Here is a 16,192-nt window from a genome sequence, read left to right on the forward strand (position 1 = left end):
CACATAGAAAGCAGACAACTTCATATGAAGGCTGCTCTCAGGAGAGAAGGCTGGAAGCTGGAAGTAATGAGAGAGTGCAGAGTGTTTCTGCGGCGTTGCCGAATGTAAGAAACGGTGAAAATGCAGACTCCAGTAATCTGATGGAGAAAATTCTAGCGGCTCCTAACCTGAATAGGGCATATAAAAGAGTCGTTAAGAACAAAGGCAGTCATGGAATTGATGGGATGAGTGTGGATGAACTTCTGCCTCACCTTGAAAGAAATGGCAGTCAGCTCCTGAAAGATGTACTGGAAGGTAACTACAAACCACAGGCAGTAAGAAGAGTAGAAATACCTAAACCTGGTGGTGGAGTAAGACTACTTGGTATCCCAACAGTAACAGATAGAATGATACAGCAGGCAATAACACAACAGCTGACACCAATATTTGACCCAGGATTTTCAGAATACAGTTATGGATTCAGACCTGGAAGGAATGCACACCAGGCAGTAAATAAAGCTAGAGAATATATTAATGATGGTTATACATGGGTGGTCGATATTGACCTTGAAAAGTATTTTGATACTGTCCAGCATGATAAACTGATGTCTTTAGTAGCCAGAAAAGTGCAGGATAAAAGGGTGCTGAAATTAATAAGAGCTTATCTTAACTCAGGAGTAATGATTGACGGTTTAATCAGTAAAGATGATAAGGGCTGTCCTCAGGGCGGCCCACTAAGTCCATTGCTTAGTAACATTATGCTGGATGAACTGGACAAAGAACTGAAAAAACGCAATCACAAATTCTGTCGCTATGCTGACGACAATCAGATCTATGTAAAAAGCAGGAAAGCGGCTGAAAGAGTTATGGAAAGTGTAACTGTATTTATTGAAAAGAAACTTAAACTGAAAGTTAATGCAAGGAAAAGTGCAGTTGACAGACCCTGGAGAAGAAAGTTTCTAGGGTTTTCATTTTATCGAATTAAAGGTGAAGTAAGGATTAGAGTCCACCCGAAATCAATTAAGAAAATCAAAGCAAAGATTAAAGCAATCACATCAAGAAGTAAAGCCTGGACAATGAAATATCGTTTTAAGAAAATAAAACAGACAATCACAGGCTGGGTTAGCTATTATAAGATAGCTGATATGAAAAGCAAGATGAGGGAGCTTGATCAGTGGACAAGACGAAGAATAAGGATGTGCTACTGGAAGCGGTGGAAGAAAGTTAGAACCCGCTTTAGGATGCTCAGGAAACTGGGCATTAAAGAATCTAAAGCGTGGGAATATGCTAATACAAGAAAAGGCTACTGGAGAATATCCAATAGCCCAATACTTGCAAGAACCTTTACCAACCAGTTATTAAAGAAACTGGGATACTTTAGTTTTACGGAAAGATATGCACAAGTAATTAATTCTTAATGAACCGCCCAGTACCGAACGGTACGCTGTGGTGGTGTGAGAGGACGGGGAATAAACTAATTATTTCCCTCCTACTCGATTAGATGGGAAAGCAGGATAAGAATTAAAAAACTGCTGGTGATTTTTGGAAATTATTCAATCAAAAAATAGGAGGAGTTTTATAATGAAAAAGATTTTTTCGAACTTACAGAAAATAGGTAAATCGTTGATGCTGCCCATAGCAGTTTTACCTGCTGCAGCACTGCTGCTTAGACTTGGTGCCGCTGATGTTTTTGATATTCCGTTTGTAATGGCTGCCGGTTCTGCAATCTTTGATAATCTGGCTTTATTATTTGGGATTGGGGTTGCAGTTGGGATTGCCCATGATAGTTCTGGAGCAGCCGGACTTGCAGGAGCAGTCAGTTATTTTGTGATTACAAATGCAACTAAGTCTATTAACTCTGAGATTAATATGGGAGTTTTAGCCGGTATTATTGGTGGTTTACTTGCAGGTTATTTGTATAACCGCTATCATGATATTGAGCTGCCTGACTTTTTAGGTTTTTTTGGTGGTAAGCGCTTTGTGCCAATTATTACTGGGGCGGCAAGTGTATTATTAGCTGGTGTTTTCGGTTATATCTGGCCTCCAATCCAGAATGTTATTCAAATGACAGGCGAGTGGATTATTAATGCCGGACCAATTGGTGTTTTTGTCTATGGATTTTTAAATAGACTGCTGATTCCGGTTGGTTTGCATCATGTCTTAAATAGTTTTATCTGGTTTGTTTTTGGTGAATTTACAACTGCAGCCGGAGAAGTTGTGACAGGTGATCTTTCCCGTTTCTTTGCCGGTGATCCATCTGCAGGATTTTTTATGTCAGGGTTTTTCCCGATGATGATGTTTGGTCTGGCGGCTGCAGCTTTAGCAATGTACCATTCCGCTAAACCAGAAAACAAAAAAGCAGTCAGCGGTATCTTTTTAAGTGTTGGTTTAACTGCATTTTTGACAGGAATTACAGAACCAATTGAATTTTCATTTATGTTCCTGGCGCCGGTATTATATCTTATCCATGCTGGTTTAACTGGTTTATCGATGGTTGTAACTTATGTTTTAGGGATTCAGCACGGTTTTGGTTTTTCAGCTGGTGCAATTGATTATTTTTTAAATTATGGACTGGCAACCAGGCCGCTCTGGATTATTCCAATTGGAATAGTATTTTTTATAGTTTATTATTTATTATTCCGTTTTGCAATTGAAAAGTTTGATATTCCCACACCTGGTAGAGCTGAAGCTGAAACCAGTACAAATAGTGTAAGTGTAATGCCAGAATCACAGCAGAAATCAGATAACAATTCTGAAACTACTCAGACAGGGAATACAAAAGCCAGTCAGTATATTGATGCTTTAGGTGGAGCTGAAAATATTAATAGTATTGATGCCTGTATTACAAGACTAAGGCTGGAAGTTAAGGATTCTTCTCAGTTGGATGAAAACAAATTAAAACAGCTGGGAGCCTCTGGTATTTTAAAAGCTAATAAGAATAATGCTCAGGTGGTTGTAGGAACAAAGGCAGAACTGATCGCAGAAAGAATCAAGAAAGAATTAAAACAATAAACTTTTAAATAATTAAGATAGGGATCTAAGGAGAGGTTTTAAAATGACAGCAGAGCAAAAAGTTAAAATTAATAATGAGACGGGTTTACATGCAAGGCCGGCTTCTCAGCTTGTAAATAAAGCCGGCAAGTTCGTCTCAAAGATTGAGATTATGACAGAGGATAAAGAAGTAAATGCGAAAAGTATTATGGGAATAATGAGTTTAGGTCTCGGTAAAGGTGATGAGATTATCTTAAGAGCTGAGGGTGATGACGCTGAAGCAGCAGTAGAAAGTTTAGTAGAATTCATTGAGGTTGAATTATTAAAACATTAGAAAACAGATAAGCCGCCTCTAATTAGAGGCGGCTTTCTAGATGTGTATTTGTTTAAACAATTTTTAAAAAATTAATATAACTTACCCAGTTCTTTTAATGATGCAACCAGATCTTCAGGAATATCATCAGTGGTTATAACTTTATTTATTTCTTCGATCGCTGCAAACTGCGAAAGCCCAACTTCATTTATCGCTGTGACCTTACCGAGGATATATATTTCTTCGGATTTTTTTACCATGTTTTGTTTAGTTTCACTTTCCAGTTCATTTACTTCGGTAGCTCCATGTTTAACCGAAACTCCTTTACAGGACAAAAATGCTTTATTAGCATTATAGTTTCTAATATTTGTGTTAGTTAAAGGACCAACAAAAGAAAGAGAATTTCTGCGTAACATACCCCCGGTTGAAATTACAGTAATATCTTCATTTTTAGAAAGCTCGGTTACTATTGTATTAGAATTAGTAATCACAGTGACATTCTGCAGCTCAAGTATTTCCTCTGCCAGATAAAAAGCACTCGTACTTGCATCAAGGAAAACAGTATCTCCATCTTTAATTAAAGAAGCAGCTTTTTTCGCTATTTCTTTTTTTTCTTTTTTATTTTTATCTTTTCGAATATTAAAAGATAACTCCTGATGATTATCTACTGCTACAGCTCCTCCATGAGTTCTCTTTAAGACTCCCTGCTGCTCAAGCTTATCTAAATCAGATCTAATTGTTTCCGTTGTTACCTCAAGTGTTTCGCTCAATTCATTTACCTTGACTATATTATCCTGATTTATTAATTCTACAATTTTTTGTCTTCTTTCTTCGGCTAGCATATTAATAACCCCTTTATTTACTTTTTTTAATTATAACATAAAAACAAAAAAAATAAAATAATTATGATTCAGTTTGAAGATAATTAGGCAATATTTTGAGAAAAGATTGACATATTTCTGCTTTTATAATAAAATAAAAATATAACAAAGTAAAAACAGATAAACCAAAGGGGTGAGTTATTTGGAAAGATCTGCTTTAGCTGTCGATATAGGTGCTTCAAGCGGCAGAGTTTTACTGGGTGAACTTAAAAACAAAAAAATAGAGCTCAAAGAAATTCATCGATTTGAAAATAAGATAATTAAGAAAGAAAATTCTAAAAATCAGCAGGAAGACTGCTGGGATCTTGAACATTTATTTAATCAGATTATTAAAGGTTTAAAAAAAGCTGCAGCAGAAAATATAGAGGCAGCCAGTATCGGGATTGACACCTGGGCAGTAGATTTTGTACTTTTAGATAAGGAAGAAAAGCGGCTGGGAAATGCTGTTTCCTATCGTTCTCACCGGACTGATGGATTAATGGATCAGGTATTTGCAGAGGTCACAAAAGAAGAAATCTATCAGCGGACAGGAATTCAATTTTTGCAGTTTAATACTATTTATCAGTTATATTATTTAGTTCAAAACGAAAAAGAACTGCTTGAGCAGGCAGAATATTTTTTGATGATTCCGGATTATCTAAATTTTCTTTTAAGTGGGATCAAGGCAAATGAATATACTAATGCTACCAGTACTCAGCTCTTTAATATTGAGAATAAGGACTGGGATTATAAACTGCTGGAAAAGTTAAAAATACCGAAAAATATTTTTCATAAAACTGTAAAACCAGGAACTAAACTTGGGAAATTGAAAGATTCACTGGCTAAAAAAACTTCTTTTAGTGATTTAGAAGTGATTGTGCCTGCTGCTCATGATACCGCATCTGCTGTGGCAGCAGTTCCGGCAGTTGATGATAATTTTGCCTATCTAAGTTCCGGTACCTGGTCTTTGATGGGGATTGAGTCAGATCAGGCTATAGTAAATAAAAAAGCTTTAGCCTATAATTTCACTAATGAAGGTGGAGTTAATAATACCTTTAGATTTCTAAAAAATATTATGGGATTATGGTTGATTCAGGAGGTTAAACGAGAGCTTGATGACAAATACAGTCACAGTGAGTTAGTTGAGCTGGCTAAAGAAGCTGAAGTTTTTAAATTTTTAATTGATCCCAATGATAATCGATTTTTAAATCCTGAGAGTATGGTAGAAGAGATTAAGTCATTCTGTCAGGAGACAGGCCAGAACAGACCGGAGACCGTTGGGGAAATAGCCCGGACGATTTTTGAGAGCCTGGCCTTTGAATACAAGCTGGTAATTGAACAGTTAAAAGAAGTATCGGAAAAAGAAATCAATAAACTACATATTATTGGTGGTGGGGTACAGAATGAATTTTTAAATCAGATGATTGCTGATCTAACAGGCCTCGAAGTTTATGCTGGCCCGGTAGAAGCAACTGCAATTGGTAATCTGTTAATGCAGTTTAAGGCTAATAACTGGATTTCTGATCTGCAGGCAGGCAGGAAAATTGTTAAAGATTCATTTGAAATAAAAAAATATAGGGCTCAAGATCAGGCTGTTGAAGACAATCTGGCCTGGGATAGGTTTAAAAAACTTAAAAGTAAAAATGGAGGTAATTAATTATGGTTAAAAAAAGTTCAGTCGAAAAGGCATATCAGCTTGCAAAGGAGCGGTATGCAGAACTGGGTGTTGACACAGATCAAATTATTGAAAAAATGGACAATCTGGCAATTTCTATGCCCTGCTGGCAGGGTGATGATATTAGCGGTTTTGAAAAAAGTGAGCATGCACTCTCAGGAGGGATTGATGTAACTGGTAATTATCCCGGTAAAGCCAGAAATATTTTGGAATTAAGAAATGATATGGAAGAGGCTTTATCACTAATCCCGGGCCAGCATAGAGTTAATCTGCATGCAATTTATTTAGACACCGATCAGGCTGTAGATAGAGATGAGATCAAGCCTGAACATTTTGCCGGCTGGGTTGATTGGGCTAAAGAAAATGGACTGGGGCTGGATTTTAACCCAACCTGTTTTTCCCATCCGAAAAGTGATGATGGCTTTACTTTAAGTCATCCTGATCAGGAAATTAGAGATTTCTGGATTGAACACTGTCAGGCTTCCCGCAAAATTGGAGAATATTTTGGGAAAGAACTTGGTGACACAGCTGTGACAAACATCTGGATTCCTGATGGTTACAAAGATATGCCGGTTGATAGACTAGCACCACGTCAGCGTTTAAAAGATTCACTGGATAAAATTTTCACTCAGCAGATTGACAGCAAATATAACCTTGATGCAGTCGAAAGTAAGCTTTTTGGAATTGGTTCAGAGTCTTATGTTACAGGCTCCTATGATTTTTATTTAAGTTATGCCCTGCAGAATGAAAAATTACTCTGCCTGGATACAGGTCATTTCCACCCAACAGAGGATGTTTACGATAAGATTTCTACTTCCCTATTATATCTGGATGAGATTTTGCTGCACATAACCAGATCAGTAAGATGGGATAGTGATCATGTTGTTGCTTTTGATGATAAGTTAAATAAAGTGGTAGAAGAAATTATCCGCAGTGACTTTTTAGATAGAGTTCATGTTGGACTTGATTTCTTTGATGCCAGCATTAATAGAACTGCAGCCTGGGTAATTGGAATGCGCAATACACAGAAGGCATTTTTAAAAGCAATGCTGGAACCAGTAGCACAACTAAAAGAATTTGAAAGCAGAGGTGATTTCACTTCGCGGCTGGCTTTAATGGAAGAATATAAGACTTATCCCTTTAATGCAGTCTGGGATTATTATTGTCTTAAAAATGAGACACCTGTTGGTAGTGACTGGCTGGCTGAAATTAAAGAATATGAGAAAAATGTACTGTTAAAAAGAGACTAAATCAAATAATTTAGAAATAGGTGATTAAATGTCAAAGGATATTTTGCAGGCGGATTTTTTGAATAAAATGCGCGAAATTGTCAATTATATGTGGGAAAAAGGCTGGGATGAACGTAATGGTGGTAATGTAAGTTACAGATTAACCGAAAAAGAAGTAGAGGAATATGTAGATACTGAAAACATTAAATCAAAATTTGAACTGGAAGAAGCGATACCTGAGCTGGCCGGAGAATTTTTTCTGGTTACAGGTTCCGGCAAATATTTTATGAATGTAAGTAAAGAGCCCGGAAATAACCTGGGGATAATTCAGATTGATCAGGATGGGAGTGGCTATTCCCTGCACTGGGGTTATGAAAATGGAGGTCATCCAACCAGTGAATTAGCGGCTCATCTGTTATCACATCAGGCCAGAATGCAGGTTACTGATAATGAGAATCGGGTAGTTATGCATACTCATGCAACTAACTTAATTGCTCTAACATATGTTTTAGAACTTGATTCAAAAACCTTTACCCGCAAATTATGGGAAATGAGTACTGAATGTCTGGTAGTTTTTCCAGAAGGGGTTGGAATTCTTCCCTGGCTGGTACCTGGTACAGAAAAAATTGGCGAAAAAACAGCTGAGTTAATGAAAAAGCACCCAATTGTTATCTGGCCTTTCCACGGTGTTTTTGGTACAGGTAAAAGCCTGGATGAAGCTTTTGGTTTAATTGATACAGCAGAAAAAGCAGCTGATATTTTAGTTAAAGTCAATTCTATGGGAGGTCCTCAAAAAGGAATTACAGATCAGGAGTTTAAGGATCTGGCAGCAAGATTTGGTGTTGAACCAATGGCAGGAGTTTTAGAATAGCAGATAACTGGCCTGCAGATTAAATTATGTAGGCCAGTTTTTAAATAACTTAAAAAGTGAATTAATTAACTAATATTTTAAAGGAGGAATTTTAATGTTAGAAAGCAGAACTTTGTATTGGCCGTCAACAACTTTTATTGGACCTGGTGCGATTAAGGATATGGGACAGGCGCTTCAGTCACGAGATTTTAAGAAGGCTTTAATTGTAACTGATCAGGTATTAAACGAGATTGGGATAGTTGATAAAATAACAGCTGTTTTAGCTGAAAATTCAATTGACTATGTTGTCTTTGATCAGGTGCAGCCAAATCCAACTACTAAGAATGTCAATGATGGTTTAGCGGTTTTAAAGGAAAATGATTGTGATTTTATTCTTTCCCTGGGTGGGGGATCACCACAGGATGCAGCTAAAGGAATTGGTATCTTGGCGACAAATGGTGGAGACATTAAAGATTATGAGGGAATAGATCAGTCAGATAATAAATCATTACCAATTGTAGCAGTCAATACAACTGCCGGAACAGCAAGTGAGGTAACAATTAATTATGTAATTACAAATGAAGACACTCACATCAAAATGGTGATGGTGGACAAAAACTCTCTGGCAGAAATTGCAGTCAGTGACCCAAAATTAATGACTGCCAAGCCAGCAGATTTAACTGCAGCAACCGGAATGGATGTTTTGACTCATGCTGTAGAAGCCTATGTATCAGAAGGAGCCTTCCGTTTAAGTGATAAATTGGCTTTAGAATCAATTGAACTGGTTGGTGAAGCCCTGAGAGATGCGGTAGAAAACGGTGATGATTTAGAAGCAAGATCTAAAATGGCATATGCATCCTACATAGCTGGAATGTCATTTAATAATGCAGGTTTAGGTTATGTACATTCTATGGCTCACCAGCTGGGAGGAATGTATGATTTGCCACATGGAGTTTGTAATGCAGTTTTACTGCCCCATGTAGAGGAATATAATTCTAAAAATACCGGTGATAAACTGAGAAATGTTGCTCAGGCACTGGGTAAAGATGTAGAAGGTCTTTCTACAGCAGAGGCAAATCAGGCGGCGGTTGAAGCAATTAAAGAATTGTCCAGTGAGATTGGGATTCCTGCCGGTCTAAAAGAACTGGGAGTTAAAGAAGAAGACTTAGCAGAAATGGCCAAAAATGCACTAAATGATGTCTGTAAGGGAACTAATCCTCGCGAAGTAGATCTGGAAGCAACAATCGAGATTTATAAGAAAGCCATGTAAATTTAAATTGATAACTGGCTCACAATTTTTACTTTAGTGAGCCAGTTAAACAAGAAAAACAAAAATAAATAAAGAAAAGATTGAATTTTAACAAAATATAAGTTATAATAAATACAGATTAAATAAAATAAAACAAAGCAAAGCAGGACTAAAAATTATGAAACTATGCATTTATGATCTTAATTTTTTGAAAAATATCAATTTTAAAATGGGGTGCTAAGATGCAGAGATTTGGTTTTAAATTATTTCTTAAAGATGAAAGTACAACTGAAGAATACAAAAAAAGACATGATGAAATCTGGCCTGAAATGCTGGAAGTTTTAGATAAGGCTGGTATTAAAAATTATTCCATCTGGAATTCTGGCAGAGAACTATTTGGCTATTATGAATGTCAGGATGGTGAATATGCAGATAGAATCCAGGCAGAAAGTGAAATAGTCGCTAAATGGAATCATTATATGGAAGATCTGCTGGTCAGTGAGGAAAATGAGGAAGGTAAGCTGGTTCCGGTTATTGAGCCCATGGAATTAATGTTTTATAAGAAATAGTGAGCCTATAAATTTATCCTCATTAACTTATTAATGAGTTTAATTGAAATGATTTTCTGGGATTTATTTTTATCTGGCAAGACCCTGCCGGAAAAGGAGTGAGCTAATAATGTCCGATAAATACATACTTGAATTAAAAAATATTACTAAAAAATTTCCCGGTGTAAAAGCATTAGATAATGTAAATTTCCAGTTAAAAGCTGGAGAAATACATGCCTTAATGGGAGAGAATGGAGCTGGAAAATCAACTTTTATTAAAGTTATTACTGGTGTTCATCAGCCCAATGAAGGTGAGATTTATCTTAATGGAGAAAAGATTGAAATCAATGATCCCAATGATTCTAAAGACCTTGGTATAGCTGCAATTTATCAGCATGCTACCAGTTACCCTCATCTAAGTGTTACCGAGAATATTTTTATGGGACATGAAAAAATTGACTCCAGAAGCAAAAGAATTATGTGGGGAGATATGCATCAAGCAGCTGCTAAACATTTAGAAGAGTTGGGAGCAGATTTTGAACCCCGGAGAAGAATGAGCACTTTAAGTGTTGCCCAACAGCAGATAGTAGAGATTGCGAAAGCTATTTCCACAAAAGCCGAAATAATCATCATGGACGAGCCAACAGCATCACTAACCAAAACGGAAAGTGAAGATCTATACAGAATCACTGAAAAATTACAGAAAATTGGTACATCAATAATCTTTATTTCTCATCGTTTTGAAGATATGTATCGGCTGGCTGACAGGGTTACAGTATTGAGAGATTCGAAATATATTGGGACCTGGGGAGTAAACGAAGTATCAAATAAAGATCTAATTAAGGCAATGGTAGGAAGAGAAATAAATCAGCTGTTCCCAAAAACAGAAAAAGAAATTGGTAAAGAGATAATGCGAGTCGAAAATTTGAGCCGCAAAGGATATTTTAAAGATATCTCCTTTGCTTTAAATGAAGGAGAAATTCTTGCTGTAACCGGGCTTGTGGGAGCAGGAAGGACAGAATTATGTGAATCATTATTTGGAATCAAAGAATATGATAGTGGAATAATTTACTTTGAAGATAAAGAAGTTAAGATTAAAGAAGTTGAAGATGCAATGAATCTTGGAATAGGATACTTACCTGAGGATCGGCAGGAACAGGGTTTAATTCTTGACTGGGAATTGGATAAGAATATTAGTTTATCTTCATTAGATAAAATATCAAAGCGGGGTTGGATTGACAGGAAAAAAGAAAAAAATATGGCTAAAAGATTGGCAGAAAAGGTAAATGTCAAAGCAAGATCGATTTTTAATCTGGCCAGTCAGCTTTCTGGCGGAAATCAGCAAAAAATTGTAGTAGCTAAGCTGCTAACTTCAGATTTAAAGGTGATTATCCTGGATGAACCAACTAAGGGAGTAGATGTTGGAGCAAAATCAGCAATTTTTGAAATAATGAGTGATCTGGCAGCCCAGGGCTATGCTATTATAATGGTTTCTTCCGAGATGCCCGAAGTTTTGGGGATGGGGGACAGAATTTTAGTGATGAGAAATGGTGAAATAACTGCTGAAATGGATGTTGAAGAGGCAGACCAGGAGAAAATATTAGAAGCTGCAATGAAAGCAGAGAAATAATAAATTTGAATATTTGAGGTGAATACATATGGCTGAAAAAAATTCTGGAAACGGAATGAGTTTAGAACGCATTCAACAAATTAGAGAATTTAGCTTAATTGGGTTTATAGTTGTTCTTTCAATATTTGTTCAATTCCGCAACAGCAATTTTTTAACAATGACTAACCTAGACGATCTTTTAACAAACACGGCTATTCTATCAATTTTAGCTGTGGGAATGATGATGGTTATAATTACCAGAGGTATTGATTTGTCGATTGGAGCTACTTTGGCTTTATCGGGTATGCTGACCTCGATGCTTGTCTCAGTCTATCCAGCCCTGCATCCTCTGGCTGCATTATTTATTGGAACTTTAATTGGGTTTATAAGTGGCTCAATAATTGGGCTTTTAGTAGCAAGATTCAAAATTCTACCGATAATTGCTACCCTGGGTATGATGAATGTCTTCAGGGGTATTACTTTTCTAATTAGTGGAGGTAAATGGGTCAGCGCTTATCAAATGTCAGATAGTTTTAAAGCTATTTCTACAGGCAGTATTTTTGGAATCAATAATCTGATTGTGATAGCAGTTTTAATTTATATTGTATTTTATTATTTTATAAATTATACCCGCACGGGACGCAAGATTTATGCAGTAGGAAGCAGCCCTCAATCAGCAAAAGTTAGTGGGATAAATGTTACCAAGATAACCTGGCTGGTTTATTCGATAATGGGTTCTCTGGCTGGACTTTCCGGTGTGCTCTGGGTTTCTAAATTTGCTTCAGCACAGAGTAATACTGCTGCTGGATATGAACTAAATGTTATTGCTGCCTGTGTTATTGGTGGGATTAGTATTGCAGGAGGAGAAGGTAAAGTTGCCGGTCTTTTATCCGGGGTTCTTCTTTATGGTATTTTAGAAAATGCTTTACCAATGATTAATATTTCTCCATTCTGGCAGAACGCAATTCAGGGTGCAGTAATTCTGATTGCGGTAGTTGTTGGTGCCTTAATAAAAAGAAAAACAGGTAGTTCTAATAAAATAAGGAGGGAGGATTAAATATGGGAAAGAATCTTGAAAACGATTTAACATTTAATAGAGAAATTAAGGCAGAACAGGAATTTAATCTAAAAGATTTTTTCCTGCAGTGGGAATGGCTGCTGCTGTTAATATTTATTGCAATTCATATTATGAATTCCCAGCTGTCACCATATTATTTAAATACCTATACTCTCCTTGATGCAACTATGACTTTTTTAGATAAGGCTTTTATAGCTCTTTCTATGACTTTTGTTATTATTTTTGGTGATATAGATATTTCTGTTGGTTCAACTGTTGCTTTATCCTCGGTAATCATGGCTGTTTTATATAATGCTGGTTTATCAATGCCGCTGGCTATCACGGCCTGTCTTTTAGTAGGGATTACTGCTGGCTTTATTAACGGAATTTTAATAGTAAAATTCAAAGAGCTTTCGGCAGTTATAGTAACTTTATCAACTATGATTTTATATAGAGGGATAGCTTATATAATTCTCGAAGATCAGGCTGCAGGCGGTTTTCCAATGTGGTTTAATTTTCTCGGCTGGGGTTATATTAAAAATATAATACCTGTTATTTTGATAGTTTTTGCTATTGCAGCAGTTATTTTTTATCTTCTGTTACATAAAACAACTTTTGGAAGAAAGATATATGCAATCGGAAATAATGATGTAGCCAGTCTTTTTTCGGGAATTAAAGTAGATAAAATAAAATTAATTGTTTTTACTTTAAATGGATTTATGGCAGCACTTGCAGCCCTGTTTTTAACATCCAAAATGGGAAGTACCAGACCTAATATTGCTTCAGGCTATGAGCTTGATGTAATAGCAATGGTGGTTCTTGGTGGTGTTAGCACCTCCGGAGGTAAAGGGAAAATGATTGGTGTTTTACTATCTATTTTTATCATTGGCTATTTGCGCTATGGACTTGGCCTGGTAAATATCCCTTCCCAGGTGATTCTAATTATAATTGGTGCTTTATTAATACTTTCAGTTTTAGTATCCAATTTGCTTTATGGTAATAAGTCTGAATAATTATTAAACTAATTAGTGTAATTAACTTTAAATTAGGCTATTTAAATTCCTAATTTATTTTAATTAATAAAAATTCAAAGGAGGAGTAAGTGTATGAAAAAAATTATTATTGGAATGTTGGTTTTGTTAATGCTTTTTACTGTAGTAGGTGCAGCAGCAGCCCAGAGTGGTAAATATGCTCTGGTTGTCAAGAGTGCGGGTAATCCATTTATGGAGAAAGTTAAAGATGGATTTACTAAAGCGATTAATGAAGTTGGGGGAGAGGTTATTTACAAAGCACCGGCAGAGCCAACTGTATCAGCACAAATAATTATGATTCAGCAGTTGATTACTCAGAGGGTAGATGCAATTGCGATATCTGCTAATGATCCTGAAGCTCTGAGACCAGCTTTACAGAAAGCAATGAACAGAGGGATCAAAGTTCTTTCCCTGGATTCATCAGTAAATCCAAACAGCAGAATGGTTCATGTCAATCAGGCAGACCCTGAGCAAATTGGTAGAGTTCAAATTCAGGGAATAGCAAAAATGATTGGTGGAGATGGTCAGATAGCAGTTTTAAGTGCTACATCTCAGGCTACAAACCAGAACTTATGGATTGACTGGATGAAAAAAGAATTAGAAAAGCCAAAATATGATGAGATTGAATTAGTAAAGGTTGCTTATGGTGATGATTTAAGAGATAAGAGTGTTTCCGAAACAGAGGCCCTACTGAAATCATATCCAGATTTAGAAGGTATCATTGCGCCTACAACTGTAGGAATTGCAGCTGCCGGGAAAGTATTAACTGATAAAGGTTTAGTTGGAGAAGTATATCTTACAGGTTTAGGACTTCCCAGTGAAATGGCAGAATATATTAAAAATGGTGTTTCTCCCTGGATGTATCTCTGGAATCCGATCGATTTAGGATATCTTGCAGGATATGCAGCTGAAGCATTAGTTACAGAAGAGATTACCGGTGAAGTAGGAGAGAGTTTTACAGCTGGTGACTTAGGCGAAAAAGAAGTAATTAAAGCAGGAGATGGAACTGAAATTATGTTAGGAGCTCCATTTAGATTTGATGCCGATAATATCGATCAGTGGAAAGAAGTTTATTAATAATTTCAACAAATAATTTAATAAAAGACTAAAATTTATTTTTAGCAGTTTTGATAAAATCCCCTTATGACAGTCAGATGAAGCAATAAAATCTGCACTGTTAGCAAGGGGGTTTTATGTTTATAATACAGGAAAAAGGGAAAAGTATTGAAATATCAAAAATCTGATACTAAATTGACTGGGCTATTAGAATTGATATAATAAAGTTCGAGGTGAAGTTAATGAATCTATTAAATGAAGTTAATCTATATAAAATTAATAATATTGAACCAGAAATTAAAATAAAAAGTCTACTAGGCGAAAAAAACGAAAAAATAATGTTGGAGCAACATGAAATTGATGATTCTGCAGTTGCGGGAGATATTGTTTTACTGGTCAAAAATAGTAGAGCGGATAATTTGGAAGGAAGAAGAGTTATATCTTATCCCGTTCAAAAAATCAAAGGCCGTTTTTCTGATGTTAAAGAATATATCTATCTGAAAATGAAAGTTTTATATGATTTCAACCTCCACTATCTTGGTAAAAAAGAAATTGAGGCAGTAAAAAAAGATCCAGCTCACATTAGATTTGAAAACTTAATGGACCAAAATCGTGCTGAAATTGAAAAATTAATAACATATAATGCTGATGAAAAAATTGAACCCTTTAATCATACTAATTACGAGGTTGCTTCTATATTAAATTCTAAAAAGATCTTTAGACAGGAGATTGGAGATGAGTTTGACTGGGGCTGGAGTCTGATGGAGATTTATCAGCTTGATCAGGAGAATTTTGTCAGCTACAAACAGAGCAGCTATTTTCGAGAAAGACAGCGGGGAGAGTTTTTTAAGATCAGCAAAAAGGCAGTAGATTTTATGAGAACTTTTGAAGATGATAAAGATGATTTTTTAGATTAGAAAAATTAGAAAAGCTTTTGACTATTCATTAGAAAATTATGATATAATAGTTTTGAGGTGAGAGATATGAATAAATACCAGCAAGCTGCTGAACTAATAAAAAACTCAAATCATACAACAGTATTTACCGGTGCCGGTGTTTCAGTAGAAAGTGGTGTACCACCTTTTAGAGGTGAAAAAGGACTCTGGAATGAATATGATCCAGTAATTTTAGAACTAAAAAACTTTTATAAAAACCCGAAAGCAAGCTGGGTTATTATTAAAGAGATCTTTTATGATTATTTTGGCAAAGCAGAGCCAAATAAGGCCCACCAGGTTATAGCCCGCCTGGAAAAAGACGGGTATGTCCAGGCTGTAATTACTCAGAATATTGATGATCTGCATCAGCAGGCTGGCAGCAAAAATGTATTTGAATTCCACGGTAATTCCCGTCATTTAGTCTGCACCGAATGCGGTGAAAAATATTCTGTAACTGATGAACTTTTAGCAGAACTGCCGCCAAAATGCAGAGAATGTGGCGAAATTTTAAAACCAGACTTTGTTTTTTTTGGTGAGGCAATACCCGAAAGAGCAGAAAAGCTATCTTTTGAAGAAGCAGAAAAAGCAGATTTATTTATCATCATTGGCTCAACCGGTGAAGTACAGCCGGCTTCCTTAATTCCAGTAGTGGCAAATAGTAAAGGTGCCAGGATTCTGGAGATTAATATTAAAAAATCAAATTTTACTGATGATATTACAGATCTTTTTATTCAGGAAAAAGCAGCTGAAGCAATGGAAAAAATTGAAGCAGAAATTTATAAATAAATTGTTGTTTGCAAAATTTAGCTT

At 36.0% G+C, this 16,192-nt stretch carries 15 protein-coding genes; 14 read left to right on the forward strand and 1 reads right to left on the reverse strand.

Annotated features, from left to right (window positions below; all coding sequences use genetic code 11):
* The 3 genes from ltrA to DFR79_RS07590 form a co-directional block, all read left to right on the forward strand.
* A partial coding sequence (gene ltrA, locus DFR79_RS07580) for a group II intron reverse transcriptase/maturase (protein WP_133514906.1) occupies positions 1 to 1,397 on the forward strand: 1,397 nt, incomplete at its 5' end.
* 163 nt (positions 1,398 to 1,560) lie between these two features.
* On the forward strand, positions 1,561 to 2,991 hold the full coding sequence (gene nagE, locus DFR79_RS07585) for an N-acetylglucosamine-specific PTS transporter subunit IIBC (RefSeq protein WP_133514907.1): 1,431 nt from the start codon (positions 1,561 to 1,563) through the stop codon (positions 2,989 to 2,991).
* Positions 2,992 to 3,034: 43 nt separating this feature from the next.
* The gene (locus tag DFR79_RS07590) at positions 3,035 to 3,304 is read left to right on the forward strand and encodes an HPr family phosphocarrier protein (protein ID WP_133514908.1); all 270 of its coding nucleotides are present in this window, start codon (positions 3,035 to 3,037) and stop codon (positions 3,302 to 3,304) included.
* A gap of 71 nt (positions 3,305 to 3,375) precedes the next feature.
* On the opposite strand, the gene DFR79_RS07595 is transcribed toward DFR79_RS07590, so the two are convergent.
* Positions 3,376 to 4,125: a DeoR/GlpR family DNA-binding transcription regulator gene (locus DFR79_RS07595; protein WP_133514909.1), complete on the reverse strand. Its 750-nt coding sequence runs from the start codon at positions 4,123 to 4,125 to the stop codon at positions 3,376 to 3,378.
* 181 nt (positions 4,126 to 4,306) lie between these two features.
* Between DFR79_RS07595 and rhaB the strand changes: the two genes are divergently transcribed.
* From rhaB to DFR79_RS07650, 11 genes are all read left to right on the forward strand, one after another.
* A complete protein-coding gene (gene rhaB, locus DFR79_RS07600) occupies positions 4,307 to 5,800 on the forward strand; it encodes a rhamnulokinase (RefSeq protein WP_133514910.1) in 1,494 nt (497 codons plus the stop codon).
* 2 nt (positions 5,801 to 5,802) lie between these two features.
* On the forward strand, positions 5,803 to 7,068 hold the full coding sequence (locus tag DFR79_RS07605; RefSeq protein ID WP_133514911.1) for an L-rhamnose isomerase: 1,266 nt from the start codon (positions 5,803 to 5,805) through the stop codon (positions 7,066 to 7,068).
* 28 nt (positions 7,069 to 7,096) lie between these two features.
* A complete protein-coding gene (gene rhaD / locus DFR79_RS07610) occupies positions 7,097 to 7,918 on the forward strand; it encodes a rhamnulose-1-phosphate aldolase (RefSeq protein ID WP_133514912.1) in 822 nt (273 codons plus the stop codon).
* A gap of 94 nt (positions 7,919 to 8,012) precedes the next feature.
* On the forward strand, positions 8,013 to 9,167 hold the full coding sequence (locus DFR79_RS07615; RefSeq protein WP_133514913.1) for an iron-containing alcohol dehydrogenase: 1,155 nt from the start codon (positions 8,013 to 8,015) through the stop codon (positions 9,165 to 9,167).
* 221 nt (positions 9,168 to 9,388) lie between these two features.
* The gene (locus DFR79_RS07620; RefSeq protein WP_133514914.1) at positions 9,389 to 9,715 is read left to right on the forward strand and encodes an L-rhamnose mutarotase; all 327 of its coding nucleotides are present in this window, start codon (positions 9,389 to 9,391) and stop codon (positions 9,713 to 9,715) included.
* Between the two features lie 109 nt (positions 9,716 to 9,824).
* Complete coding sequence (locus tag DFR79_RS07625; RefSeq protein WP_133514915.1) at positions 9,825 to 11,324, forward strand: sugar ABC transporter ATP-binding protein; 1,500 nt, start codon at positions 9,825 to 9,827, stop codon at positions 11,322 to 11,324.
* Between the two features lie 28 nt (positions 11,325 to 11,352).
* Positions 11,353 to 12,360: an ABC transporter permease gene (locus tag DFR79_RS07630; RefSeq protein WP_133514916.1), complete on the forward strand. Its 1,008-nt coding sequence runs from the start codon at positions 11,353 to 11,355 to the stop codon at positions 12,358 to 12,360.
* A 2-nt stretch (positions 12,361 to 12,362) separates the two neighbouring features.
* The gene (locus DFR79_RS07635) at positions 12,363 to 13,373 is read left to right on the forward strand and encodes an ABC transporter permease (RefSeq protein ID WP_133514917.1); all 1,011 of its coding nucleotides are present in this window, start codon (positions 12,363 to 12,365) and stop codon (positions 13,371 to 13,373) included.
* 93 nt (positions 13,374 to 13,466) lie between these two features.
* Positions 13,467 to 14,468 (forward strand): rhamnose ABC transporter substrate-binding protein, encoded by a 1,002-nt coding sequence (gene rhaS / locus DFR79_RS07640; protein WP_133514918.1) that lies wholly within the window; start codon positions 13,467 to 13,469, stop codon positions 14,466 to 14,468.
* A 221-nt stretch (positions 14,469 to 14,689) separates the two neighbouring features.
* On the forward strand, positions 14,690 to 15,364 hold the full coding sequence (locus tag DFR79_RS07645) for a hypothetical protein (protein WP_133514919.1): 675 nt from the start codon (positions 14,690 to 14,692) through the stop codon (positions 15,362 to 15,364).
* A gap of 66 nt (positions 15,365 to 15,430) precedes the next feature.
* Positions 15,431 to 16,168 (forward strand): SIR2 family NAD-dependent protein deacylase, encoded by a 738-nt coding sequence (locus tag DFR79_RS07650; RefSeq protein ID WP_133514920.1) that lies wholly within the window; start codon positions 15,431 to 15,433, stop codon positions 16,166 to 16,168.
* Positions 16,169 to 16,192 lie beyond the last annotated feature (24 nt).

Source organism: Halanaerobium saccharolyticum, assembly GCF_004362045.1.
Classification (GTDB): Bacteria; Bacillota; Halanaerobiia; order Halanaerobiales; family Halanaerobiaceae; genus Halanaerobium; species Halanaerobium saccharolyticum_C.

Coding starts and splice junctions, on each gene's coding strand:
- nagE (WP_133514907.1), top strand. CDS start 1,561: ATGAAAAAGATTTTTTCGAACTTACAGAAAATAGGTAAATCGTTGATG.
- DFR79_RS07590 (WP_133514908.1), top strand. CDS start 3,035: ATGACAGCAGAGCAAAAAGTTAAAATTAATAATGAGACGGGTTTACAT.
- DFR79_RS07595 (WP_133514909.1), bottom strand. CDS start 4,125: ATGCTAGCCGAAGAAAGAAGACAAAAAATTGTAGAATTAATAAATCAG.
- DFR79_RS07605 (WP_133514911.1), top strand. CDS start 5,803: ATGGTTAAAAAAAGTTCAGTCGAAAAGGCATATCAGCTTGCAAAGGAG.
- rhaD (WP_133514912.1), top strand. CDS start 7,097: ATGTCAAAGGATATTTTGCAGGCGGATTTTTTGAATAAAATGCGCGAA.
- DFR79_RS07615 (WP_133514913.1), top strand. CDS start 8,013: ATGTTAGAAAGCAGAACTTTGTATTGGCCGTCAACAACTTTTATTGGA.
- DFR79_RS07620 (WP_133514914.1), top strand. CDS start 9,389: ATGCAGAGATTTGGTTTTAAATTATTTCTTAAAGATGAAAGTACAACT.
- DFR79_RS07625 (WP_133514915.1), top strand. CDS start 9,825: ATGTCCGATAAATACATACTTGAATTAAAAAATATTACTAAAAAATTT.
- DFR79_RS07630 (WP_133514916.1), top strand. CDS start 11,353: ATGGCTGAAAAAAATTCTGGAAACGGAATGAGTTTAGAACGCATTCAA.
- DFR79_RS07635 (WP_133514917.1), top strand. CDS start 12,363: ATGGGAAAGAATCTTGAAAACGATTTAACATTTAATAGAGAAATTAAG.
- rhaS (WP_133514918.1), top strand. CDS start 13,467: ATGAAAAAAATTATTATTGGAATGTTGGTTTTGTTAATGCTTTTTACT.
- DFR79_RS07645 (WP_133514919.1), top strand. CDS start 14,690: ATGAATCTATTAAATGAAGTTAATCTATATAAAATTAATAATATTGAA.
- DFR79_RS07650 (WP_133514920.1), top strand. CDS start 15,431: ATGAATAAATACCAGCAAGCTGCTGAACTAATAAAAAACTCAAATCAT.